Annotated in this window: 22 protein-coding genes; 16 read left to right on the forward strand and 6 right to left on the reverse strand. The window is 70.6% G+C overall.

The genetic code is table 11. From position 1 onward, the window contains the following. The first annotated feature begins 334 nt into the window (after positions 1-334). The gene (locus ACRWK7_RS21050) at positions 335-3781 is read left to right on the forward strand and encodes a pyruvate carboxylase (RefSeq protein ID WP_431858242.1); all 3447 of its coding nucleotides are present in this window, start codon (positions 335-337) and stop codon (positions 3779-3781) included. Between the two features lie 11 nt (positions 3782-3792). After that, entirely contained in the window at positions 3793-4002 is a 210-nt protein-coding gene (locus tag ACRWK7_RS21055; RefSeq protein WP_431858243.1) for a hypothetical protein, read from the forward strand. Positions 4003-4134: 132 nt separating this feature from the next. Here the strand turns inward: ACRWK7_RS21055 and ACRWK7_RS21060 are convergent, their stop codons facing one another. From ACRWK7_RS21060 to ACRWK7_RS21080, 5 genes are read right to left on the reverse strand one after another with little or no spacing between them, the layout of a single operon-like run. Next, complete coding sequence (locus ACRWK7_RS21060) at positions 4135-5334, reverse strand: acetyl-CoA acetyltransferase (protein WP_431858244.1); 1200 nt, start codon at positions 5332-5334, stop codon at positions 4135-4137. Positions 5335-5350: 16 nt separating this feature from the next. Further along, positions 5351-6820: a 3-oxoacyl-[acyl-carrier-protein] synthase III C-terminal domain-containing protein gene (locus tag ACRWK7_RS21065; protein WP_431858245.1), complete on the reverse strand. Its 1470-nt coding sequence runs from the start codon at positions 6818-6820 to the stop codon at positions 5351-5353. Between the two features lie 13 nt (positions 6821-6833). Further along, on the reverse strand, positions 6834-7766 hold the full coding sequence (locus ACRWK7_RS21070; protein ID WP_431858246.1) for an SDR family NAD(P)-dependent oxidoreductase: 933 nt from the start codon (positions 7764-7766) through the stop codon (positions 6834-6836). Positions 7767-7776: 10 nt separating this feature from the next. After that, positions 7777-8940, reverse strand: coding sequence for an acyl-CoA dehydrogenase family protein (locus ACRWK7_RS21075; RefSeq protein ID WP_431858247.1), 1164 nt, complete (start codon positions 8938-8940; stop codon positions 7777-7779). Beyond that, a complete protein-coding gene (locus ACRWK7_RS21080; RefSeq protein ID WP_431858248.1) occupies positions 8933-9817 on the reverse strand; it encodes a MaoC/PaaZ C-terminal domain-containing protein in 885 nt (294 codons plus the stop codon). The genes ACRWK7_RS21075 and ACRWK7_RS21080 overlap by 8 nt, the downstream gene beginning before the upstream one ends. A gap of 185 nt (positions 9818-10002) precedes the next feature. Between ACRWK7_RS21080 and ACRWK7_RS21085 the strand changes: the two genes are divergently transcribed. From ACRWK7_RS21085 to ACRWK7_RS21145, 13 genes are all read left to right on the forward strand, one after another. Continuing rightward, complete coding sequence (locus ACRWK7_RS21085; RefSeq protein ID WP_431858249.1) at positions 10003-11238, forward strand: acyl-CoA dehydrogenase family protein; 1236 nt, start codon at positions 10003-10005, stop codon at positions 11236-11238. Beyond that, the gene (locus tag ACRWK7_RS21090) at positions 11235-11876 is read left to right on the forward strand and encodes a TetR family transcriptional regulator (RefSeq protein ID WP_431858250.1); all 642 of its coding nucleotides are present in this window, start codon (positions 11235-11237) and stop codon (positions 11874-11876) included. The genes ACRWK7_RS21085 and ACRWK7_RS21090 overlap by 4 nt, the downstream gene beginning before the upstream one ends. Next, entirely contained in the window at positions 11873-13210 is a 1338-nt protein-coding gene (locus ACRWK7_RS21095; RefSeq protein ID WP_431858251.1) for a phenylacetate--CoA ligase family protein, read from the forward strand. Before ACRWK7_RS21090 ends, ACRWK7_RS21095 begins: the two co-directional genes overlap by 4 nt. Continuing rightward, the gene (locus tag ACRWK7_RS21100; RefSeq protein ID WP_431858252.1) at positions 13207-13983 is read left to right on the forward strand and encodes an enoyl-CoA hydratase/isomerase family protein; all 777 of its coding nucleotides are present in this window, start codon (positions 13207-13209) and stop codon (positions 13981-13983) included. The genes ACRWK7_RS21095 and ACRWK7_RS21100 overlap by 4 nt, the downstream gene beginning before the upstream one ends. A 179-nt stretch (positions 13984-14162) precedes the next feature. Continuing rightward, positions 14163-14996 carry an IclR family transcriptional regulator gene (locus tag ACRWK7_RS21105; RefSeq protein ID WP_431858253.1) on the forward strand — a complete coding sequence of 278 codons (834 nt, stop codon included), beginning with the start codon at positions 14163-14165 and terminating at the stop codon, positions 14994-14996. 70 nt (positions 14997-15066) lie between these two features. Then, complete coding sequence (locus ACRWK7_RS21110) at positions 15067-16140, forward strand: ABC transporter substrate-binding protein (RefSeq protein WP_431858254.1); 1074 nt, start codon at positions 15067-15069, stop codon at positions 16138-16140. Positions 16141-16186: 46 nt separating this feature from the next. Next, the gene (locus ACRWK7_RS21115) at positions 16187-17053 is read left to right on the forward strand and encodes an isocitrate lyase/PEP mutase family protein (protein WP_431858255.1); all 867 of its coding nucleotides are present in this window, start codon (positions 16187-16189) and stop codon (positions 17051-17053) included. Between the two features lie 4 nt (positions 17054-17057). Next, on the forward strand, positions 17058-18347 hold the full coding sequence (locus ACRWK7_RS21120) for a 3-isopropylmalate dehydratase large subunit (RefSeq protein WP_431858256.1): 1290 nt from the start codon (positions 17058-17060) through the stop codon (positions 18345-18347). Continuing rightward, positions 18344-18868: a hypothetical protein gene (locus ACRWK7_RS21125; RefSeq protein ID WP_431858257.1), complete on the forward strand. Its 525-nt coding sequence runs from the start codon at positions 18344-18346 to the stop codon at positions 18866-18868. The genes ACRWK7_RS21120 and ACRWK7_RS21125 overlap by 4 nt, the downstream gene beginning before the upstream one ends. Further along, on the forward strand, positions 18855-19673 hold the full coding sequence (locus ACRWK7_RS21130) for an ABC transporter ATP-binding protein (RefSeq protein WP_431858258.1): 819 nt from the start codon (positions 18855-18857) through the stop codon (positions 19671-19673). Before ACRWK7_RS21125 ends, ACRWK7_RS21130 begins: the two co-directional genes overlap by 14 nt. After that, positions 19670-20506, forward strand: coding sequence for an ABC transporter permease (locus ACRWK7_RS21135; protein ID WP_431858259.1), 837 nt, complete (start codon positions 19670-19672; stop codon positions 20504-20506). Before ACRWK7_RS21130 ends, ACRWK7_RS21135 begins: the two co-directional genes overlap by 4 nt. A 13-nt stretch (positions 20507-20519) precedes the next feature. Beyond that, a complete protein-coding gene (locus ACRWK7_RS21140; protein ID WP_431858260.1) occupies positions 20520-21380 on the forward strand; it encodes a TauD/TfdA dioxygenase family protein in 861 nt (286 codons plus the stop codon). 24 nt (positions 21381-21404) lie between these two features. Beyond that, entirely contained in the window at positions 21405-22316 is a 912-nt protein-coding gene (locus tag ACRWK7_RS21145; protein WP_431858261.1) for an SDR family NAD(P)-dependent oxidoreductase, read from the forward strand. A 90-nt stretch (positions 22317-22406) separates the two neighbouring features. On the opposite strand, the gene ACRWK7_RS21150 is transcribed toward ACRWK7_RS21145, so the two are convergent. Then, entirely contained in the window at positions 22407-23381 is a 975-nt protein-coding gene (locus ACRWK7_RS21150) for an NADPH:quinone oxidoreductase family protein (RefSeq protein WP_431858262.1), read from the reverse strand. Between the two features lie 415 nt (positions 23382-23796). Here ACRWK7_RS21150 and ACRWK7_RS21155 point away from each other — a divergent pair, with 415 nt between their 5' ends. Further along, on the forward strand, positions 23797-24414 hold the full coding sequence (locus ACRWK7_RS21155) for a TetR/AcrR family transcriptional regulator (RefSeq protein WP_431858278.1): 618 nt from the start codon (positions 23797-23799) through the stop codon (positions 24412-24414). The last annotated feature ends 8 nt before the right edge of the window (positions 24415-24422 follow it).

The following is a 24422-nucleotide window of genomic DNA, read 5'->3' on the forward strand; positions in this document are numbered from 1 at the left end:
GTCAAATCATTTTACCATTGTTGAATCTGGTAAGATGAGATATCCAACGGCGCAAGGTGATCGACGCGCTGATCGTCAGGGGAGGCAGCGGACGAAACGCCGGCGCAAGCCGCACGGCCGTCCGGCACCGCTCCGGCGCGAAGCCGCAAAGGGAGGAAAGCATGCCGTGGTCACCGTTCCGCCGCCCCCGCCACGCCGTTCCGACGCCTGACGGCTGCCCGTCCGCAACCCGCGTCCCGGCCACGCCGGTTTGACCACCCGGGGCCACCCCGTCCCGTCTTCATCCGCAGTCCTGCGCCTTTCCACCGACTCTTGCCTTTCGAGGAGCCGCCGCATGCGCACGCCCCCCTTCCGCAAACTGCTCGTCGCCAACCGCGGCGAGATCGCCATCCGCGTTCTGCGCGCCGCGACCGAGCTGGGCATCCCCTCCGTCGCGGTGTACGCGCACGAGGACCGCTTCGCGCTGCACCGCTTCAAGGCGGACGAGAGCTATCTGATCGGCGAGGGCAAGGGGCCCATCGAGGCGTATCTCGACATCGACGCCATCATCGCCACCGCGGTCCGCACCGGCGCCGACGCCATCCACCCCGGCTACGGCTTCCTGTCCGAGAACCCGGACTTCGCCGAAGCCTGCGCCGCGGCGGGGATCACCTTCATCGGCCCGTCGGCCGCCACCATGCGCCTGCTCGGCAACAAGGTGGCGGCGCGCGCGCTTGCCGTCTCGGCCGGCGTTCCCGTCATGCCCGCCACCGGCGCGCTGCCCGACGACGTCACCGAAGCGGCGCGCCTTGCCGCGGACATCGGCTATCCACTCATGTTGAAGGCCAGTTGGGGCGGCGGCGGGCGCGGCATGCGCGTCGTCGAGACGGCCGAGGAACTCCCGGACCTGCTCGCCGCAGCGCGGCGCGAAGCGCAGGCCGCCTTCGGCAACGGCGAGGTCTACCTGGAGAAGCTCGTCCGCCGCGCCCGCCACGTCGAGGTGCAGGTGCTGGGCGACGCGCACGGCACGCTCGTCCACCTGTTCGAGCGCGATTGCTCCGTCCAGCGCCGCAACCAGAAGGTCGTCGAGCGCGCCCCGGCCGTCTACCTGACGACCGACGAGCGCGCCGGGCTGTGCGAGGCCGCCCTCAAGCTCGCCCGCGCCGCCGGCTACCGCAACGCCGGCACCGTGGAGTTCCTGATGGACGCCGACACCGGCGCCTTCTACTTCATCGAGGTCAACCCGCGCATCCAGGTCGAGCACACCATCACCGAGGTGGTCACCGGCATCGATCTGGTGAAGGCCCAGATCCGCATCGCCGCCGGCGCCCGCATCGGCGGTGAGGAGAGCGGTGTCCCGGCCCAGGCCGACATCCGCCTGTCCGGCCACGCCATCCAGTGCCGCGTCACCACCGAGGACCCGGACAACAGCTTCATCCCCGATTATGGCCGCATCAGCCTGTACCGCGGCGCCAACGGCTTCGGCATTCGTCTGGACGGCGGCACCGCGTTCTCCGGCGCGCTGATCACGCGGCACTACGACAGCCTGCTGGAGAAGGTGGTCGCCTGGGCGCCGACGCCGGACGAGGCCATCGCCCGCATGGACCGGGCGCTGCGCGAGTTCCGCATCCGCGGCGTGGCGACCAACCTCGCCTTCCTGGAGGCGCTGATCGCACACCCGCAATTCCGCGCGGCCACCTACACCACCCGCTTCATCGACACCACGCCCGAGCTGTTCCAGCGCCCGCCGCGCCGCGACCGCGCCACCCGGCTGCTGACCTACGTCGCCGAGGTGATGGTCAACGGCCATCCCGAGCTGAAGGGCAAGGCCCTCCCCCGCCCGGCTCAACCGAAGCCGCCCACCGTGTCCGCGGACGCGCCGCCCCCGGGCCTCAAGCAACGTCTGGAGCTGGACGGTGCCGACGCCCTGGCCCGCTGGGTGCGCGAGCAGCGCAAGGTGCTGGTCACCGACACCACCATGCGCGACGCCCACCAGTCGCTGCTGGCCACCCGCGTGCGCGGTGCCGACCTGCTCACCGCGGCGCCGGCCTACGCCCGGCTGTTGCCGCAGCTGTTCTCGGTGGAGTGCTGGGGCGGCGCCACCTTCGACGTGTCCATGCGGTTCCTGAAGGAGGACCCGTGGGAGCGTCTCGCCGGCCTGCGCGCGGCGATGCCGAACCTGCTGCTGCAGATGCTGCTGCGCGCCTCGAACGCGGTGGGCTACGCCAACTACCCGGACAACGTGGTGCGCCACTTCGTCCAGCAGGCGGCGGCCGGCGGCGTCGACGTGTTCCGCGTCTTCGACAGCCTGAACGGGGTCGAGAACATGCGCGTCGCCATCGACGCGGTGCGCGAGACCGGAGCGCTGTGCGAGGCGGCGATCTGCTACACCGGCGACCTGCTCGACCCGCGCCGGCCGAAGTACGACCTGAAATACTACGTGACCCTCGCCAGGGAGCTGGAGGCGGCGGGCGCCCACATCCTCGGCATCAAGGACATGGCCGGCCTGTGCAAGCCGGCCGCCGCCGCGCTGCTGGTGCGCACGCTGCGCGAGGAGGTCGGGCTGCCGATCCACTTCCACACCCACGACACCTCGGGCGCCAGCGCGGCCAGCGTGCTGGCGGCGGTGGAGGCCGGGGTGGACGTGGTGGACGCCGCCATGGACAGCCTGTCGGGGCTGACCTCGCAGCCGCCCTTGGGTTCCATCGTCGCGGCGCTGGAGCACACGGCGCGCGACACCGGGCTGGACGGGCGGGCGGTCACTGCGCTGTCGCACTACTGGGAGCAGGTGCGGCGCTGCTACGCGCCGTTCGAGAGCGACGTGCGCTCCGGTTCCTCGGAGGTCTACCGGCACGAGATGCCCGGCGGCCAGTACACGAACCTGCGCGAGCAGGCGCGCGCCCTCGGCGTCGAGGAGCACTGGGACCAGGTGGTCGAGGCCTACGCCGCGGTGAACCGCATGTTCGGCGACATCGTCAAGGTGACGCCGACGTCGAAGGTGGTCGGCGACATGGCGCTGATGATGGTCACCAGCGGGCTGAGCGAGGCGGACGTGCTCGACCCGGCGAAGGAGATCGCCTTCCCCGACTCGGTGGTGCAACTGATGCGCGGTGAGATCGGCCAGCCGCCGGGCGGCTTCCCGGCGGCGTTGCAGCGCAAGGTGCTGAAGGGCGGGGAGCCGCTGCCCGGCCGCCCCGGCGCGCTGATGCCGCCGGCCGACCTGGAGGCGGAGCGCGCCGCGGCGGAGCGCGCGGTCGGCCACGCGGTGGACGACCACCAGCTCGCCGCCTACCTGATGTACCCGAAGGTGTTCACCGACTACGCCAAGCACCGCGCGGCGTATGGCGACGTCGGCGTGCTGCCGACCCCGGTGTTCTTCCACGGGTTGGTGCAGGGCGAGGAGGTGTCGCTGCACCTGGAACCGGGCAAGACGCTGATCGTGCGCTACCTCGCGACCGGCGAGGCGGACGAGACCGGACGGCGCGCGGTGTTCTTCGAGCTGAACGGCCAGCCGCGCACCGTCAAGGTGGCGGACCGCTCGGTGACCCCGGCGCGGGCCGCGCAGCCCAAGGCGGAGGATGGCAACCGCGCCCACGTCGGGGCGCCGATGCCCGGGCTGGTCACCGCGATCCTGGTGCGGCCGGGCCAGCGGGTCGAGGCCGGCGACGCGCTGCTGTCGCTGGAGGCCATGAAGATGGAGACCATCGTGCGCGCCGAGCGCGCCGGCACGGTCGAGCGCATCGCCATCGAGCAGGGGCGGAGCGTCGAAACCAAGGACCTGCTCGTCGTCGTGTCCGACTGAGGGGGAACGGCATGTCCCTGCGACGCACCGCCTACCCGCCGGCCCGGCTGTATGAGGCCGTCCTGCACCTCCGCAAGCTGGGCCACGAGGTGCGCTGTCACGACCGGCGGCGGCGGCTCCACTGGCTCGACGACACCGTCCTCACCGAGGATGCGCTTCTGGAACGCGCCATGAGCAGCTTTCGGCCGAAAGCGCACGGACGCACAGCGGACGCTCATTGAGCGACCGTGGACTGCTTGCGCCCGATCTTGCCTGGTGGCCCGCTCGTAGCGGGATGACGGTATTCGGTTGCGGGAGGGCGTTCTGCGTCCCTCCCGCACCTGTAGCTGCGCCGGCCTCGGCCCACCACCGCGTTATTCAAGACGGCCGATGATGTTGACGCTGGCCACGTTGGACATCGGTGCGCCGCCGAGATTGTGGGTCAGCCCCAGCCGCAGGTCGGCGAGCTGGCGCTTCCCGGCGCGTCCCTGAAGCTGCAGGTACAGCTCGTAGAGCATACGAATTCCCGATGCCCCGATGGGGTGGCCGAAGCACTTGAGTCCGCCGTCGATCTGGCAAGGCACCGCCCCGTCATGGTCGTAGCGGCCGTCCAGGATGTCGTGGACCGCGCGCCCTTCCTTCGAGAATCCCAGGTCCTCCATGGTCACCAGCTCGGTGATCGAGAAGCAGTCGTGCACCTCGATGGCGCCGATCTCCCGCGCCGGGTCGCACACGCCGGCCTCGGCGAAGGCGCGGGCGGCGGCGATGCGGGTGTTGGCGACCGTGGTGCCGTCCCACAGCGTGTGCGACATCTCGCTGCCGTCGCTGGCAGCGATCTGCATGGCCTTGATGGTGACGATCGGGTTCTTTCCCAGCCGGGCGGCGATCTCCGGCGTGGTGACGATGGCGCAGGCCGCTCCGTCGCTCACGCCGCAGCAGTCGAAGACCCCCAGCGGCTCCGCCACCACCGGTGCGTTCAGCACCTGCTCCTCGGTGATGGCGCGGCGCAGGTGGGCCTTCTCGTTGAGCGCGCCGTTGCGGTGGCTCTTGACCGAGACATGGGCCATTGCCCGCTTGAGGTCGCGCGGGTCGGACCCGTGCTTGGCAGCGTAGGCGGAGGCGAGCTGCGCGAACAGCCCCGGCGCCGACATGCTGGGCATCCACAGATCGTTGAACGACCCGCGGGTGCGCACCGGCAATCCGCCGTAGCCGGTGTCCTTCAGCTTCTCCACCCCCAGCGCCAACGCGATGTCGCAGGCCCCGGCGGCGACCGCGTAGGCGGCGCCGCGCACCGCCTCCGAGCCGGAGGCGCACAGGTTCTCCACCCGCGTGACCGGCAGGTTCGGAAGGCGCAGGGCCGCCGCCAGGGGAATCGCCGACTTGCCGACGCCGATCTCCTCGTAGGAGGTGCCGAGCCATGCCGCGCCGATGTCGGCCGTGGCGATGCCGGCGTCGCCCAGCGCCTCGGTGAACGCCTCGACCATCAGATCCTCGGCGCTGTCGCCCCAGCGTTCGCCGAAGCGGCTGCAGCCCATGCCGATGATCGCGACCTTGTCCTTGATGCCACTCGCCATGATGTCGGTCTCCGTGTCAAGCCGGTACGGCCTTCCAGAAATAGCGGCGGAAGCCGCGGGTGCGGTCGTGGTCCTTGATGCGGAAGACCAGCCGCGCGGCGGCCCCGACGGTCAGCTCGGCGCGCTCCCATTCGGTGAACTCGACCAGCAGCCGGCCGCCGCCGTCGAACTCGACCATGCCGTAGCGGCTGGGCGGGTCGGGGTGGTAGGCCAGCGCGTCGCTGGTGAAGGACACGACGCGCGCGGTGTGGTCGGCCAGCCGGTACGGCTCCATGCGGTCGATGGCGCCGCAGTCGCGGTTGACGCAGACGCGGTCGGGCGGGAACTGGACGGTGCCGCAGGCGGCGCAGCGCCCGGCCAGGAGTCCGGTGACCGCGGCGTGCGAACGGTAGGCCACCGAATGCGCGGTCTTGAGGTCGGCCTCGGCGCGAATGCCGGTCTCCAGCGCGATGGCGCCCTCGAAGGCCAGGAAGCGCAGGTAGTTGTCGTCCTCCCAGCCGCCCTCCAGGGCGGCGCTGACCGGAGCAGCCGACCGGTACGCACGGATCGCCTCGGTCGCCTCGAACAGCAGCGCGTCGCAGCCCTGGCCGAAGCCCAGGAGCAGGATCCGCTCGCCGGGGGCGGCGTCCTCCAGCCCCCGCGCCAGCAGAAGCAGCGGGTGCGCGGCGCCGGTGTGGCCGCAGCCGTCGGCCAGCGGATCGGCGGCGCGCTCCGGCGCCAGACCGCAGGCCTTGGCGATGCGCTGGGCGTCGCCGGCACCGGCGGCCGGGACGATGACCCGGGCGATGTCCGCCGGCGCCAGCCCGGCGTCGCCGAGCAGCGCGCGGACGACGGCCGGCGCCTGCCGCACCACGCCCTCGTCGCGCGCCCAGCGCTCCTCCCAGCGGTAGTCGTGCTCCTGGCCCGCCGCCCGGTAATGGTCCACGAAGTCGTCGCTCACGCTGCCCCAGCCCAACAGCCGGGCGATGACGCCCTCGTGGCCCAGCGTGAAGGCCACCGCCCCGTGACCGAACGCCAGCTCGTCGGGGCTCGCCGGCTTGGCGCGGCGGGTGTCGGCGGCGACGTGGACGGCGGTCCCTCCCGCCGGCAGCCCGGCGTCCAGCAAGCCGGACAGCAGGGCGCCGGTGCCGGCGCGCAGCGACCCGCCGAGGTCGAGCGTGCGCACGGCGGGCGGCAGGCCGCAGGCCTCCGCCACCAACGTGGCGTTCTGGCGGTCGAGGAAGGGCAGCGTCGTGGACGCCAGCCACAGCGAGGCCACCCGCGCCGGTTCGGTTCCGGCCAAGGCGCCGCGCGCCGCGGCGACCGCCATGGTGACGCTGTCCTCGTCCCAGCCCGCCTGGGCGCGCCGCCCGCGGGCACCACCCATCAGGGCGGCGTTGAACCAGGCGTGCGCCCCGGCGATGGTCTTGCGGGCGATGCGGCGCCGGGGAATCCAGGCGCCGTAGCCGGTGATGCCGATGGACGGCGTGGTCGTGTCGGATGCCATGGGTCGTCCCTCCTCACACCGGGTCCCAGCCGAAGACGTCGCTGGAGCGGTCCAGCGGGTAGAACATCGCCTCCAGCGCCGGCATGGCATGGGTGGCGATCTGATGCGGCGTCCAGCCCGCCTCGCGCTGCATGCCGCGCAGCGGGCGCGACTGGCCCATCAGGAAGATCTCGTGGTTGCGCGAGGCGAAGACCTGCCCGGTCACCTTGGCCGTTGCGTCCGACAGCAGGCTGACGGCCAGCGGCGCGATCTTCTCGGGCGCCATCTGCTTCATCCGCTCGACGCGCTGTTGCTCGGCCGGGGTGTCGCCGGGAATGGTGGCGACCAGCCGGGTCCAGGCGAAGGGGCAGATGCAGTTGGAGCGGACGCCGAAGCGCTGCATGTCCAGCGCGATCGACTTGGACAGCGCGGTGACGCCGAGCTTGGCGGCCGAGTAGTGCGCCTGGGCGAAGTTGCCGACCAGCGCCGACGCCGAGGTCATGTGGACGAAGGCGCCGCCGTTCTGGGCGCGGAAATGCGGCGCCGCCGCGCGCGACACGTTGAACGGCCCGGTGAGATTCACCGCCAGCACGGCGTCCCAGTCCTCCGGCGCCAGCTTGTGGAAGATGGTGTCGCGCAGGATGCCGGCGTTGTTCACCACGCCGTCGATGCGGCCGAAACTGTCCAGCGCCTGCTGGACCATGCGCTCGGCGCCGGCATAGCTGGCGACGGAATCGCTGTTGGCCACGGCGTCGCCGCCGGCCTCGCGGATCTCGGCCACCACCAACTCGCCGGGAGTGGCGTCCTGTCCCTGGCCGTCGCCGCTGGCGCCGACGTCGTTGACGACGACCTTCGCGCCGTGTGCGGCGGCCAGCAGGGCGATGCCGCGGCCGATGCCGCGCGCCGCGCCGGTGACCAGGATCACCTTGCCGTCCAGCATGCGGTCGGGATCGTGATGTTCGCTCATGGATGCTCCTCTAGCGACGGCGCAGCGGCGAGGCGCCGTCGCGGATCATGTGTTTGGCGACGATGAGCTGCTGGATCTGCGAGGTGCCCTCGTAGATCCGCAGCACGCGGACGTCGCGGTAGAGCTGCTCGATGGGGTAGTCGCGCATATAGCCGGCGCCGCCGAAGATCTGCAGCGCCCGGTCGGCGACGCGGCCGACCATCTCGGTGGCGAAGAGCTTGCTGCACGAGGCTTCCTTGCCGCACGGCAGGCCGGCGTCATGGCGGCGTGCCGCCTCGATCACCATGGCGCGGGCGGCGAAGGCCTCGGCCTCGGAATCGGCCAGCATCGCCTGGACGAGCTGGTGCTCGGCGATCGGCTTGCCGAAGGTGCGGCGTTCCATGGCGTAGGCCAGGGCCTCGTCGATCAGGCGCTGCGCCATGCCGACCGCCGAGGCGGCGATGCCGATGCGGCCCCGCTCCAGCGCCGACATGGCGATCTTGAAGCCGTCGCCCTCGCGCCCGAGCATCGCGTCGGCCGGGACGCGGCAGCCGTCGAGGATCACGTCGGCGGTGTGCGACCCGGCGAGCCCCAGCTTGCGGTCGATGGGGCCGACCGACAGGCCGGGCGTCCCGCGCTCAACCAGGAAGGCGCTGAGGCCGCGGTGGTCGGTGCTTTCCGGGTCGGTGCGGGCGATCACGGTGAAGACGCCGGCGTGCGGTGCGTTGGTGATGAAGCGCTTGGTGCCGTCCAGCACGTAGGAGTCGCCGTCGCGCCGGGCCCGCGTGCGCACGGCGCCGGCGTCGGAGCCGAAATCCGGTTCGGTCAGGCAGAAGGCGGCGATCCGCTCGCCGCTGGCGAGGTGATGCAGGTGGCGGCGCTTCTGCTCCTCGGTTCCGAACTTCAGGATGCCGAAGGAGCCGACGCCGTTGTTGATGCCGAGCACCGAGCGGAAGGACAGGCTCGCCCGGCACAGGATGAAGAGGATCTCGACCTCCTCCTCCATGGTCAGGCCCAGGCCGCCCCATTCCTCCGGCAGCGCCATGCCGAACAGGCCGAATTCGGCCATGGCGTCGATCAGGCGGCGCGGGACGGCGCCCTCCTCGGCGACGATGGGCTCCGCCGGGATCAGCTCCTCGGCGACGAAGCGGGACAGCGTCTCCGCGATCTGACGGCGGGTGTCGGCGTCAAGCATCGGCCGCACTCCGCACGGGAGCCGAGGTGCGCACCTGCCCGTTGTTGAGCGCGACCACGTTCCGCTCGACGACGCGGGTGCGGAAGCGGACGTCGTCCGGCCCTTCGACCCACATCTCCGTGCGCAGCGTCTCGCCCGGATAGACCGGCGCGGTGAAGCGCGCGCGGATCGACCGGATGGCGTCCGGGTCGTAGCCACAGCACGACGCGAGCACCGCGTGCCCGGCCACACCGAAGGTGCAGAGGCCATGCAGGATGGGGCGTTCGAAGCCGGCTTCGCGCGCCACCGCCGGGTCGGCGTGCAGCGGGTTGAAATCGCCGGACAGCCGGTAGATCAGCGCCGCCTGCGGCAGTGTCGGCAGGTCGCAGACCGTGTCGGGGGCGCGGTCCGGCACGGCCGCCGGCTCGGGCACCGGCCCGCCGGGGCCGCCGAAGCCGCCGTCGCCGCGGCAGAAGGAGGTCATCGATACCGTGCAGATCGGGTTGCCGTCCGCGTCCTCGACCCGGCGCTCCTGAAAAAGCAGGGCTCCCTTGGCGGCGCCCTTGTCGATGACACCTGTGACGCGCGTCCGTCCGGTCAGGGTGCCGCTAACCGGCAGCGGCCGGTGGATCTCGACCGCCTGTTCGGCGTGCAGCAGCCGGACCCAGTCGAGGCCGAGGGCGGGGTCCCGTTGCCAGAAGCCCGGATAGGCCAGCACCGCCGCCATGGTCGGCAGCGCCCGCAGGTCCTTCTCGTAGAGGAAGCGCAGTTGCCGCTCGTCGGTCGGGTCGGCGCCCAGCCCGATCCCCAGCGCGTACAGGATGCAGTCCTTGGATGTGAGCGTCTGCCGCCCTTCGGGAACCGGCCAGCTCATCAGGCGATCGAGGTCGATGGCCATCGGGTGTCTTGTCCTCCCTACCGCCCACCAGCCGCCCCGGCATTCACGGCTCAGATCCGTGATGCGATTCATTGGGCCGCGTATCGTGGGATTTATCAATGGTTTGGCGAACCATGTTGACGACAAACATACTACCGAGTACGTTGAATGCAAGCGGATTTGATAAGCATGGGAGGGAAGGCCGCGTGGAGACGACCCGGAAGGAACGGGACCGCAAGGTCGCGGCGACCGTGTGGGAACCGGTGTTGGGCGAGGAGGCGCGGCGCTGGCAATCGGTTGCCCGGCGCCTGACGGAGGAGCATTTCGCGCCACGCGCCGCGGCCGTCGACGCCGCCCAGCGCTATCCCACGGAGAACGTGGCGTTGCTGGCCGAGGCCGGCATCGACCGGTTGTTCCTGCCGAAGCCCTATGGTGACGGCGCGTCCCTCACGGCGCTGTGCGCGGTGATCGAGGCGATCGCCGCGGGCTGCGCCTCGACGTCGGGAATCGTCGCGACGCTCCAGCTCGGCGCCAGCCCGCTGATCTTCGCCGGGACCGAGCGCCAGAAGGCGGCGTTCCTCACCCACGCCGACGGCCGCCTCAAGGGCGTGTCCTTCGCGCTCAGCGAACGGGACGCCGGTTCCGACCCCGCCGCCATGACCATGGCGGCGACGCGCGAGGGAAGCGGCTGGCGGCTGCGCGGCGAGAAATGCTGGATCGGCGGCGGCGGCGTCGCCGATTCCTACGTCGTCTTCGCGCAGACGGATCCCGGCAGCGGGCACCGCGGCATCGCCGCCTTCCTCGTGCACGCCGGCCAGCCGGGCGTGGCGGCGCCGGAGGTCGAAGACAAGATGGGGATGCGCGGCACCGTCAACGCGCGCCTCGTCATGGATACGGTCGTCGAGAACGATGCGCTGCTCGCTCCGCCGGGCGAGGCGTTCGCCTTGGCGCTCGCCGCGCTCAAGGTCGGGCGGATCTCCGTCGCGGCGCAATCCTGCGGCATCGCCATGGCGGCCTTCCGCGCCGCCGCGCGGCACGCCGCGACGCGCACCACCTTCGGCCGACCGATCATCGACCACCAGGGCGTCGGCTTCCAGCTCGCCGATCTGGCGGCACGGCTGTCGGCCGGGCGGATGATGGCGTACGCGGCGGCGGCGGCCTTCGACGCCGGCGAGGACGTCACGGTCATCGGCGCGCAGGCCAAGCTGTTCTGCAGCGAGATGGCGCACGAGGCGGTGGACGTCGGCGTCCAGGTCTTCGGCGGCGCCGGATTCGTCAAGCCGAACCTCGCCGAGCGCCTGTACCGCGACCAGCGCGCCACCGAGATCTACGAGGGCACCTCGGAGATCCAGCGCCTGGTCATCGCCCGCGCGGTGAAGGCGGAGCACACGCCCCGCCCCGAGGTCGAAGCAACCCCCACCGGACTGATGGCGGCGCAATGAGCACCACGATAGACACCATCGCCGGCCTGGACGGCGATCGCTCGCGCGGCGAGATCCTCGACGCCGCCGCCAAGGCCTTCATGCGCAAGGGCTACGCCGCGGCCAGCATCGACGACGTGGCCGAGGTGCTGGGCTGCACCAAGGGACGGATCTACCACCACTACCGCAGCAAGGCGGACCTGTTCTTCGACGTCCACAAGCGCGGCATGGCGATGGACCTCGCCGCCGTCCGCGCCTGCATGCGCGACGACCAGTCGCCCGTCGAACGGCTGCTGGAGATGGCCATCGCCCACCTGATGGTCATCATGAACGAGTTGGCCTACCAGCGCGTCGCCGTGCAGGGGCTGGAGATGCACCTCGCCGGGCAGACGACGCCGGAGCAGCGCAGCACGCTGCGCGAAATCCTGGCGCTGCGCGACGAGTACGAGGGGCTCTTCGCCGCCGAGATCGCGCGGGCGGCCGAGGCCGGAGCGCTGCCGGAACAGGACGTGCGGCTGGTGGTGAAGCCCTTCATGGGCGCGCTGAACTGGACGACCATCTGGTACCGCCAGCGGCGCAACCAGTCGCAGGCGGAACGGCGCCGCATGGCGGAACAGATCGCGCGCTTCGCGCTTCGCGGATTGGGAGCGACGCTATGACCGTTCTTGACGACACCGTCGCGACCGCGGCGTGGGATCCCTGCGAGACGTGGTCGCGCGACCAACTCGTCGCGCATCAGACCGCCAGCCTGACGCGCCAGCTGGAGCGGGTCGGGCGCGACAGCGCCTTTTACCGCCGGCGCTTCGCAGAGTTGGGCTTCGATCCGCGGGACGTCCGCTCGCTTGAGGATCTGCGGCGGCTGCCCCTCACCAAGAAGGCCGACTACAGCGCCAGCATCGCGGCGGCCGCGCCGTGGGGCGAGTTCGCCGCCGTGCCGCGCGAGCGGATCGCCCGCATCCATTTCTCCTCCGGCACCACGGCGGCGCCAGTGCCGCAGTACTGGACGGCGAAGGACCTGGAGCGCTGGGCCGACCTCTACGCCCGCTACGCCCACGGCCAGGGCATCGGGCCGGGCGACCTCTTCCAGTGCCTGTTCACCTACACGTGGTTCGTCGGCGGGCTGGGCGCCACGGCCGGGTTCCAGCGCCTCGGCGCCACGGTCATCCCGGCCGGCAGCCAGGAGACCGAACGCCAGATCCGCACCGTCTTCGAGTTCGGCACGACGGTGCTGTGCGGCACGCCGTCCTTCATGGTGCACCTGGGCGCGGTCGCCCGAGAGATGGGCTACGACCCCGCGGCCTCGACGGTGCGCCGCATCATCGTCGGCGGCGAGCCGGGCGGCGCGGTGCCGGCGACCCGGCGGCGGATCGAGGAGCTGTGGGGTGCGCGCTGCTGCGACGCCTACGGCAGCCTGGAGTTCCAGCCCATCGGCTTCGATTGCCCGGTGCAGGACGGGCCGCACCTCGCCGAGGATTTCGCCTACGCCGAGATCATCGACGCCGAGACCGGCGAGCCGGTGGAGGACGGCACGCCGGGCGTGCTGGTGCTGACCCACCTGGACAAGGAGGCGGGGCCGCTGGTGCGCTGGTGGACCGGCGACGTGGTGTGCCGCGACAGCCGCCCGTGCGCCTGCGGCAGGACCCACGCGCGCCTCGTCGGCGGGGTCCGCGGCCGGGCAGACGACATGCTGGTGATCCGCGGAATCAACCTGTTCCCCTCGGCGGTCGAGGAGGTGGTGCGCAGCACGCCCGGCCTGTCGGACGAATACCGCATCGTCGTGGACGCCTCGGTGCGCAGCGCCGACACCGGCCTGCCCAACGCCATCCGCCTGCAGGTGGAAGCCCTGGCGGACGCCGACGCCACCCGCGTCGCGGCGGCGCTGGCGGCGGCCGTGAAGGACCGTCTGCGCGTGCGCGCCGTAGTCGAGACGTTGCCCCCCGGCACGCTGCCGCGCGCGCAGCACAAGGCCAAACGGCTGGTGGTGGCGCCATGAGCGTCCCCTCCGTCCTCGTCGAGACGGCGGACGCCGTCGCCATCGTCACGCTGAACGAACCGGCCACCCGCAACGCCCTGACGCCGAGCCTGCGCGACGCCCTGATGGAGGCGCTGTCCGGCCTCGTGGCGTCGCCGGCGTGCCGGGCCATCGTGCTCACCGGCGCGGGCAGCGCCTTCTGCGCCGGGGGCGACCTGAACAGTCTGCCGGATCACGACCCCATGGCGATCCGCCGGCGCCTCGCCCGCTCGCACGACCTGCTCCGCCTGATCGTCGCCGGGCCGAAGCCGGTGATCGCCGCGGTCAACGGCCACGCCTTCGGGGCCGGGCTGTCGCTGGCCGCCGCCTGCGACGTGGTGCTGGCGTCGCCGGCGGCACGCTTCGGAGCGGTCTTCGGCAAGGTCGGGTTGATGGGCGACATGGGCCTGCTGTGGTCGCTGCCGCAACGGATCGGCGTCGCGCAGACCCGGCGCCTGCTGTTCACGTCGGCAATGCTCGACGCCGACGCGGCGCTCGGCTTGTGCCTCGTGGACCGCTGCGTGGCTCCCGAAGCCCTGGTCGAGGAAGCATGCATCCTGGCGCGCGGGTTGGCCGAGGCGCCGCCGCTCGCGGTGGCGGCGACCAAGGCCGTCCTCGCGCGCGGGCCGGCCGCGCTCGACCAAATTCTCGACGCCGAACTCGACCATCAAACACTTCTCTTCAGCACGGAAGATTTCGTCGAGGGAAGAAACGCCTTCATGGAACGAAGATCGCCGGTCTTTTCCGGACGCTGACAGAATTATTGTTAACAACTCATGCGCTCCGCCACTTTGTGTGGCGGAGTCATGGGCATTTATCGTGCGTGGCTGCTTTCGTGAACGAAAATTCGTTCTTGTACTTAGAAAATACCGTTGACGGCCGCGGTTGCCGCGTACACATTCGCTGTACGAGCTGATGATCAGCGTTCACATATATGAACAGCGAGGCAGCGGTGGTCAAGTCGGCGGAACGGGTTCTGGACGTGCTCGAAATGCTCTCGCTGGAGCAGGATCGCGGTCTGCGGCTGACCGACATCGCCGACCGGCTGGGGATCCCGAAGAGCAGCGCGACGATGCTGATGAAGACGCTGGACGCGCGCTGCTACGCCGCCCGCGGCCCGGACGGGCGCTACCGGCTGCACCCGCTGTTCCAGCACGCTTCGGGCTGGGTCGGCGGTCTCCATGCCCGCCTGCTCCACGTCGCCCGCCCGGTGATGGCGGCGCTGGTCGAGCGGACGGGCGAGACCTGCTTCCTCGGCACGCTGAGCGCCGATCTGCAGGTCCGCGTCCTGCACAAGGTCGTCAGCCCGAAGGAGGTGCGCTACGACACCGACGACCGCCCGCTGCGCCCGGCCTACTGCACGTCCATCGGGCGCGTGCAGCTCGCCTTCCTGCCGCCGGAGCGGATCGAGGCGTATCTCGGGGCGACGCGGCTCGAACGTTTCACCGAGAACACGCTGACCACGCCGGAGGCGCTGCGCGCCGACCTCGCCGCAATCCGCGCCCGCGGCTTCGCGGAATCCATCGACACGCGGGAGGTCGGAGCGTCGGGCGTGTCGGCGCCGATCTTCGGGCGCGACGGCGAGGTGATCGCCGGCCTGAACCTCAGCGCCGTCACCCAGCGCTTCCTGAGCCAGCACGATTCCATGCGCGCCGCCGTCGTGGCGGCGGCCGACGACATCTCGGCGCATTACGGCGCGCCGAACACCGAACGTCGCAAGCCCGCCAGGAGCGAACTGGCGCCGGTCGCGGCGCTCGGCCCGGTCTGACCGTGCGGTCCAGCCGCCCACGAGAAGGCGGCGCTCCGCACCACGCATCAACCCAATGGGAGGGACACACATGAAATCGGCATTGACGGTCGGCACGGCGTTCGCCGCCGGCCTGTGCGCTCTCGCCGCGTCGGCGGGCTCCGCGTCGGCCGCGGAGCGTCAGGCGGTGACCATCGCCATCGGCACCAACGTGCTGGACACCTCGCAGGCCAACAACACCTCGGTTCCCATCGCCAGCAAGTGCTGGGAGAACGAGGGGCTGGACGTGACGATCCAGCCGACGAACTCCTCGGCCGCGACGCAGGCGGTGCTCTCCGGCCAGGCGCAGTTCGTGCTGATGGGGCCGGGCCGCGCGGTGATCGCCCGCTCGCAGGGCGCGCCGCTCAAGGCCGTCTACATGAACATGCGCAAGAACTTCCAGTTTCCGGTGGTCCTGGCCTCCAGCCCGATCAAGTCGATCGCCGACTTCAAGGGCAAGACCATGGGCGTCGTCTCCTACGGCGCGCAGCTCGTCGCCATCATCAAGGGCATGGTCGCCGAGGCGGGCATGGACCCGCAGAAGGACATCACCATCGTCGAGACCGGCGTCGGCGCGCAGGCCGTCGCGGCGCTGAAGTCCGGCCGCGTGGACGTCTGGGGCACCTGGGATTCGCAGATCGCCACCGCCGAGAACATGGGCCTGGAGCTGCGGCGCTTCACCTCGCCCTACGCCGAGAAGCTGACGTTCGGCAGCTCCTACTTCGTGCGCGACGACTACATCAAGTCGCACCCGGAGGTGATCACCAAGGTGCTGCGCTGCGTCGCCAAGGGCACGGTGATGGCGCTGGAGAATCCCGTGGGCGCGGTCAAGACGCACTGGAAGGTCTACCCGGCCACCAAGCCCACCGGCGTGGCCGACGACGAGGCCTTCCGCCAGGGGCTGCACGTCCTCAAGGTGCGCGCGGAGTTCCTCGAACTCGACAAGGGCGAGAAGTGGGGCGAGTTCCCGCCGCAGTCGGTCTCCGACATGGTCGCGTTCATGAAGGCGACCGGCGAGCTGAAGGGCGACGTCAACCCGGCCGACCTCTACACCAACCAGTTCATCGACGCGGTCAACGCCTTCGACCAGCAGGCCGCCGTCCAGGCCGCCAAGGCGATGAACTGAACGGCCGGCATCGGCTTCCCCCCTACCCTGCCTGAGGAGATGCATCATGACGCATCCCGGAGCGGTCGTGCGCGACCTGTTGACCCGCGGCGGCACCACGCCCGTGCCGGGGTGCCATGATGCCTTCGGCGCCAAGCTGATCGCCGAGGCCGGCTACCCCGCCGTCTACATGTCCGGCTTCGCGGTGGCGGCCAGCCACGGCAAGGCGGATGTCGGCATCCTGACGATGACCGAGATGGTCGCCCGGGCCGCCCAGATTGTTGAGGCCAGCGACCTGCCGGTCATCGCCGACGCCGACACCGGCTACGGCGGGCCTGCCAACATCGCCGAGTGCGTTCGCGCCTTCGAGCGGGCCGGCGTGGCCGCCATCCATCTTGAGGACCAGATCATGCCCAAGCGCTGCGGCGCCATGCCGGGCAAGGCGCTGGTCCCGCCGGAGGAGATGGCGCTGCGCCTCGCCGCGGCGCGCAAGGCCCGGCGCAACGAGGACTTCCTGATCATCGGGCGCACCGACGCCATGACCCTGCACGGTCTCGACGAGTGCGTGCGCCGGGTGAAGGCCATGGAGGCGGCCGGGGCGGACGCCGTGATGGTGCCGTCCCTGTCCACGCCGGCGGAACTGGCCGCGATCACCGGGGCGGTGTCGGTGCCGGTGATCTACCTGACCGCCGAGACCATCCGTCCGATCTTCTCCCTGGGGCAGCTCGGCGAGCTGGGGTACGCCATGGCCATCTACGCCCTCTCCCTCATCCAGATCTCCGCCGCCGCCCAGAGCGCCCTGCTGCGGGAGCTTCTGGAGACCGGCACCACCGCGCACGCGCTGCCGTCCATGACCCCGTTCAGCGCGCTCAACGCGCTGCTCGGCGTGGACGGGCTGGCCGCGTTCGAGCGCTCCCTCTCCCAGGAGGCATGACGTCATGGCCCTTACCTTGGCCGAAAAGATCCTGGCGCGCGCCAGCGGCCGCGACCGGGTCGAGCCGGGCGAGATCGTCTGGGTCACGCCCGACCTCGTCACCACCCCGGAAGTGTCCTTCCCCGCCTACGTGAACCGGCTGCGCCAGAACGGCATCGACCGCTTCGCCCGGCCGGAGCGGGTGGTGGTCGCCATCGACCACGAGGTGCCCGTCCATTCCAAGGAGGGCGCCGAACGCAACCGCCGCACCCGACAGCTCGCCCGCGAGACCGGGGTCGGCCACCTGTTCGACGGCGAGGGCATCACCCACCCGCTGGTGGTCGAGCGCGGCCTCGTGCGGCCCCTGGACTTCGTCGCCGCGGCCGACACGCACACGCCGTCGCTGGGCGGCGTCGGCGCGCTCGGCGTGCCGTTCAGCATCGAGCTCACCATGATCCTGGCGATCGGCCGGATCTGGGTGAAGGTGCCGGAGACGGTGCGGGTGGAGATCGGCGGCCAGTGCCCGCCCGGTGTCACCGCCCGCGACCTCGTGCTGGCCACCATGGCGCGGGTGGACGCCGATCTCGCCAACTACCGCGTCATCGAGTTCGGCGGCGAGGCGGTCGCCGCCCTGTCGGTTCCCGAGCGCATGACGCTGTGCGGCCTGTGCATCGACATGGGCGCCAAGTCGGCGGTGGCCGAGGTGGACGAGCGCTGCGTCGCCTTCCTCGCCGAACGCGGAGTGGCCGACGCCCGGCCGGTGCGCGCCGATCCCGGCTGCCGCTACGCCGCCGTGATCACGCTGGACGCCGCGACGCTGTCGCCGCAGGTGTCGATCCCGCCGTCGCCGACGCACGTCCGGCCGGTCGCCGAGCTGGCCGACACCCGCATCCAGCACGCCTACATCGGCTCCTGCGCCTCGGGCTCGCTGGCCGAACTCACCGCCGCCGCTGACTTGCTGGAGGGGCGCACGGTGCACCCTGACGTGCAGATGCTGGTCATCCCGGCGACCCGGCGCGTCTACCAGCAGGCCATGGAGAACGGCGTGCTGGCCCGGTTGTCGGCGGCGGGCGCTATGGTGTCGCCGCCGACCTGCGGCCCATGTTTCGGCGGGCTGGCGCAATTGGCCGCCGGCGAGGCGCGGATCAGCACGAGCACGCGCAACGACCCCGGCCGCATGGGCAGCCGGGAGGCGCAGATCTTCCTGGGCAGCGCGCTCACCGTCGCCGCGTCGGCCATCGCCGGCCGCATCGCCGACCCGCGCGACTACCTGCCCGCCCGCACACCGGCCCCCATGGAGGAGGCAGCGCAATGACCGAGGTCTTCTCGGGCCGCTGCTGGCGTTTCGGCGACGATCTCGCCAGCGACCAGCTCATCCCGCCGCAGCACGTCTTCGAATACGACCCGGCCGTCCTGCGCCGCCACCTGCTGGCCGAGGTCCGGCCGGAGCTGTCCGCCGAGGCCAGGGCCGGCGACGTGCTGGTCACCGGGCGGAACTTCGCCAACGGCAGCCACCACAGCCACCCGTTCCTGGCGATGAAGGAGATGGGCGTCGGGCTGATCTGCGAGACGATCTCGCGCGGGCCGTTCCGCCTCGCCGTGTTCGTCGGCATCCCGCTGCTGGTGGCCGGGCCGGAGGTGATCGCCGCCCTCGGCGACGGCGACGCGCTGCAGGTCGACTTCGCCGCCGGCGTCATCCGCAACCAGACCACCGGGCGCCGCTTCGACGTGGAGCCGCTCGCCCCCTTTCTGCAGGACATCGTCGCCGTGGGCGGCGGGCTGAGCTACGCCCGCGCGCTCCTGGAGGCGGAGGGAACAGACCATGCAAAGCGTTAGAATGCAGGCGGTCGCCATGGAGCCCGCCGCACGCCGCTCGGCCATCCGCATCGACGGGCTGGAGAAGATCTACGAGACCCGCGACGGCGAGCGCATCCAGGCGCTGGGCCCCATCTCGCTGGACGTCGCCGAGGGGGAGTTCATCACCATCGTCGGTCCGTCGGGCTGCGGGAAATCCACCCTGCTGCGCATGCTGGCCGGGCTGATCGACCGTTCCGCCGGCGACATCCGGGTGCGCGACACCTCCATCGTCGGGCCGCAGCCGGACATCGGCATGGTGTTCCAGAGCCCCGTGCTGCTGCCCTGGAAGACCACGCTGGCCAACGTCATGCTGCCGGCGGCGGTGCTCGGCCTCGACCAGGCCACCAGCCGCAAGCGGGCGGAATCGCTGCTCGACATGGTCGGGCTGGGCGCCTTCAAGGACAAGTACCCGTCGGAGCTGTCCGGCGGCATGCAGCAGCGCGTGGCGATCGCCCGCGCCCTGCTGCACGAGCCGAGCATCCTGCTGATGGACGAGCCGTTCGGCGCGCTCGACGCCATGACCCGCGAGACCATGAACCAGGAACTGCGCCGCATCTGGCGGGAGTCCGGCAAGACCATCGTGTTCGTCACCCATTCGATCCCGGAGGCGGTCTTCCTCGGCAGCCGCGTGCTGGTGCTGTCGCCGCGTCCGGGACGCATCGCCGATCTGGTGGAGGTCGACCTGTCCGAGGACCGCGACCTCGACAGCATGGGCAGCGACCGTTTCGGCCAGGTGACGCGCCGCATCCGCGCGCAGTTCAACGCCCGGGGAGGAATCGAATGACGACGCAGACCATGGCCTACATCGCCCCGTCGAAGCCGCGCAGCCGTTTCCGGCGCTTCCTGCGGGAACGGCCGGAATGGCTGCTGGTGCCGCTGCTGTTCGTCATCGCCACGACAGCGTGGCAGGCGGTCATCCGCGGCTTCGACGTGCCGGTCTACATCTTCCCGGCCCCCTCCGACATCGGCTGGGCGCTGGTCGAGCGGCTGGGCAGCGGCGTCTACATCGAGCATGGGCTGTACACGCTGTCCGAGGCGCTGCTCGGCTTCCTGGCCGCGGCGGTGGCCGGGATCACCGTCGGCAGCGTCATCGCCCAGTTCCGCATCGTCGAGAAGACGCTGTATCCCTATCTGATCGCTATCCAGACCACGCCGAAGGTGGCCATCGCGCCGCTGTTCATCATGTGGTTCGGCTTCGGCATCACCTCAAAGATCATCGTCGCGGCGATCATCTCGTTCTTCCCGATCCTGGTGAACGTGATCGCCGGACTGCGCTCCACCGACGTGCAGCGCATCGAGCTGATGCGCTCGCTGCGGGCCTCGCGCTGGCAGATCTTCTGGATGGTGCGCCTGCCGAGCGCGCTGCCGATGATCTTCGCCGGCCTCCAGGTCGCGATCATCTTCAGCATCCTCGGCGCCATCGTCGGCGAGTTCGTCGGCTCCAACAAGGGGCTCGGCAACCTGATCCTGCAAATGAACTTCAACCTCGACACGCCGGGCGTCTTCGGCGCGCTGGTGTGCCTGTCGGCCATGGGCATCGCGCTGCACGTCATCATGCACCGCATCCAGCGACGTCTGCTGTTCTGGGCCGATCAAACCAAGATCACCGGCGTGTAAGGGAGGCGCCACCATGACGGACTTCACCATCAAGAAGCGCGCGAGCGCGCTCGGCGCCGAGGTGATCGGCCTCGACCTCCGCCGCGACCTGTTGGACGACACCATCCGCGCGCTGCGCGCCGCCTGGCTGGAACACCTCGTGCTGGTCTTCCGCGGCCAGGACCTGACCCACGAGCAGCACATCGCCTTCAGCCGCCGCTTCGGCGCGCTCGACACCCACGACACCATCCCGAAGTTCCGCCACCCGGAGCACGCGGAGATCCTGCTCGTCACCAACTTCGAGAACACCGGCAAGCGCCTGATCGTCGGTCGCCAGTGGCATTCCGACCTGTCGACGACGACGCAGCCGGCCATGGGCTCGCTGCTCTACTGCCAGGAAGCGCCGCCGGCCGGGGGCGACACCATGTTCGCCAACATGTACCGGAGCTGGGAGACGCTCTCCCCCGCCTTCCGCAGCATGCTGGAGGACCGCTGGGCGCTGCACGACATGACCGCCGCCCGCGAGACGCGGATGCGCCGCGGGCCGGAGGAACTGGCGGAGATCCGCCGCCGCAACCCGCCGGTGCTGCAGCCGGTGGCGCGCGTGCACGACGAGACCGGCCGCCAAGCCCTCTACGTCGCCGAGATGACCACGCTGGCGCTGGAGGGCATGAGCGAGGAGGAGAGCGCGCCGATCCTGCGCTTCCTGTACGAGCATTCGGTGGCGCCGGAGAACACCTACCGCCACAGCTGGCAGCCCGGCGACCTGCTCATGTGGGACAACCGCTGCGCCATCCACATCGCGCTGGCCGACTACGGCGAATCCGAGCGGCGGGTGATGTACCGCACGACGCTGCTGGGCGCCCCTTCGGGCCGCCTCATGGAAGCCGCCTAGGCGCCCCATTCAAGGACATAAGACATGGCATTGCTGGAAGGAAAGGTCGCGATCGTCACCGGCGCCGGCCAGGGGATCGGCCGGGCGATCGCGGAGGGGCTGGCGGCGAGCGGCGCCAGCGTTGTGGTCAACGACATCGGCGTGTCGCTGACCGGTGAGCGCGAGAACGCCACCATCGCCGACGAGGTGGTGCGCGCCATCGAGGAGCGCGGCGGCGCGGCCGTCGCCAACACCGACTCCATCGTCACCTGGGAAGGGGCCTCGCGGCTGGTGGAGACGGCGATGGACCGCTTCGGCCGCGTCGATCTGGTCGTCAACAACGCGGGCATCCTGCGCGACGCCATCTTCCACAAGCTGCAGCCGGAGGAGTGGCGCGCCGTCCTCGACGTCCACCTCAACGGCAGCTTTAACGTCTCCCGCGCCGCGGCGCCGGTCATGCGCGCGCAGGAGACGGGCTCCTTCGTCTTCATGACCTCGACGGCCGGGCTGATCGGCAACTACGGCCAAGCGAACTACATGGCCGCCAAGATGGGCTTGGTCGGGCTGGCGCGGTCGATCGCCATGGACATGCAGCGCTTCAACGTGCGGGCCAACTGCATCGCGCCCTTCGCCTGGAGCCGGATGATCAGCTCGATCCCGACCGAGACGGAGGCGGACAAGGCGCGCGTCGCCAAGCTCCAGCAGATGACGCCGGACAAGATCGCGCCCCTGGTGGTCTTCCTTGGTTCCGACCGCGCGCGGGACGTTTCGGGACAGATCTTCACCGTGCGCAACAACGAAATCTTCCTGATGAGCCAGCCCCGGCCGGTCCGCTCCATTCACCGCAGCGACGGATGGACCCCCGAGACCATCGCCGACCTGCTGCCCGGTGCGATGTCGTCGTCCTTCTCGCCGCTCGAACGCTCGACCAACGTGTTCTCCTGGGACCCGATCTGACCGGTTCCGGCCGGTCGGGGGATCGCAGCTGGAAACGGGATCCCCATCCCCGTTTCCAGCTGCGATCCATCAACCGGTGGCGCGGCGCCCTTATGCCCGCATGTCGATGACCGGCTTTCCGATGCTGCGCCGCTCGACCAGGCTGCGCAGCACGAGCCCGACCTCGTCGAGCTGGTGCACCGACGTCGGCTCTGGATGCAGGCGGGCCGCGCACAGGAGATCGCGCAGCCGTCCCATCAGGGCGCGGTTGCCGGCGTGGTCCTTTTGCATGAACCCGCCCCAGTCGACGCCGACGATGCTGCCCCGCTTCAGCAGGGCAAGATTGAGCGGCATGCGGGGGATCTCGCCGGACGCAAACCCGACGACGAGGTGCCGGCCGCCGGGATTGATGCTGCGGAACGCCGGTTCGGAGACCGGCCCGCCGACCGTGTCGACGATCACGTCGACGCCGCCGACGAGTTCTCTCAAGGCGTCCCGCCACGCCGGCTGGGTGTAGTCGATGACCATGTCGGCCCCGCGCCGGCGGCAATACGCGCGCTTCTCGTCCGAGGACGCGGCCGCCACGACGCGGCCGCCGAGGGCCTTCGCCACGTCGATCGCCGCGGCCCCCACGGTTCCGGCACCACCGAGCACCAGAACCGTCTCCCCGGCCCGCAGGGCGCCGCAGGTCTCCAGCGCGTAGAGGCTGGTCGCATAGGCCGACAGCAGGGAACCGGCCGTCACAGCGTCCATGCCCGGCGGCAGGATCAGGCAATGGGCGGCGTGCGCCACGGACCTCTCGGCCAAGGCGCCCTGAAAGGCAATCGCCGCCACCCGCGCGCCGAGCAGGGCAGGATCGACCCCATCACCCAACCCGACCACGCGCCCGGCGTGCTCCCGGCCGGGAACGAAGGGAAGCGGTGGCTTCTCCTGGTACTTGCCGCTCACCAGCACGGCGTCGAAATAGCCGAGCCCGACGGCTTCCACCGCGATCAGCACCTCTCCCGGACCAGGCACCGGGTCGCCGATCTCGCCGACCCGCAGTTCAGGGGGATCGCCATAGGCCGTGCATTGCATGGCTTTCATATCGAAGCACTCCGTGTCGGATGGGAAGCTCGGCCCGTTGGAGATTACGGCGGGGTCCGCTCGGCTTTCAGAAGCGGTGGGCAGCAGGGCCGTTCCGGCCCGTGCTGGACGTGATGCGACGTTAAGCTGAACAGGGACGTTGCGGCGGGGGCGCGGTCTGGCAGGGCTGTGGCTGTCACCACCAGTCGTCCGTCCAGCATTCTAGGGGCACCACTGTTCGTCCCGCAAGCGCCACTGCGGCGTTCTGAGACGCGTTCCCGGAGGTCGATGCCGGCCGCCGCCCGGTTCGCTTGCCACTTCACGCATCCGTGCCGGTGCCCATCGTGCGGCAATACGTCACCGCGATCCCTCTTGCGGTCGGCAATTCGGTCCATTAGTTAGTTCTCAGTCACTAACTGAGACTCTGTTGAGCGTGATGGCCACACGGATACGCAAGCCGGCCGATGAGCGCCGCGACCAGATCGTTGAGACGGCGCTCGCCCTCGCCGATCAGGCTGGCCCGGATCGGCTGACCACCGGCGCGGTGGCGGAGGCGATCGGCATCACCCAAGCCGCCATCTTCCGCCACTTCCCAAAGAAGCAGGATCTCTGGGACGCCGTCGCCACCAGCATCACCGGGCGGATGGAAAGACGTTGGGCCGAGGTCCTCGCCAGCGGCGGCGGCGCTCGCGAGCGTGTGACGCATCTGGTCCGCGGTCAGCTGCGGCTGGTGCAGGAGACGCCGGCGATCCCCGCCATCCTGTTCTCGAGGGAGTTGCATACCGACAACGCAGTGTTGCGCAGCGCCTTTCTGGGTTTGATGAGCCGTTTCGCTGATCTCCTCGCCGGCATCATCGATGAGGGTCGCGCCCGGGGAGCGTTCCGGACCGAACTGGATGCGCGCGAGGCGGCGTTCATGATCATCGCCATCATGCAGGGGGTGATCGTCCGCTGGTCGCTCTCCGGGCGCAGCTTCGATCTGTGCCGGGAGGGTGAACGCCTGCTCGCCCTGGGCCTGTGCGGATTGGCGGCTGGCGGAGGAAATCGGTCATGAGGAGGCTT

This window comes from Azospirillum sp. (genome assembly GCF_050789165.1).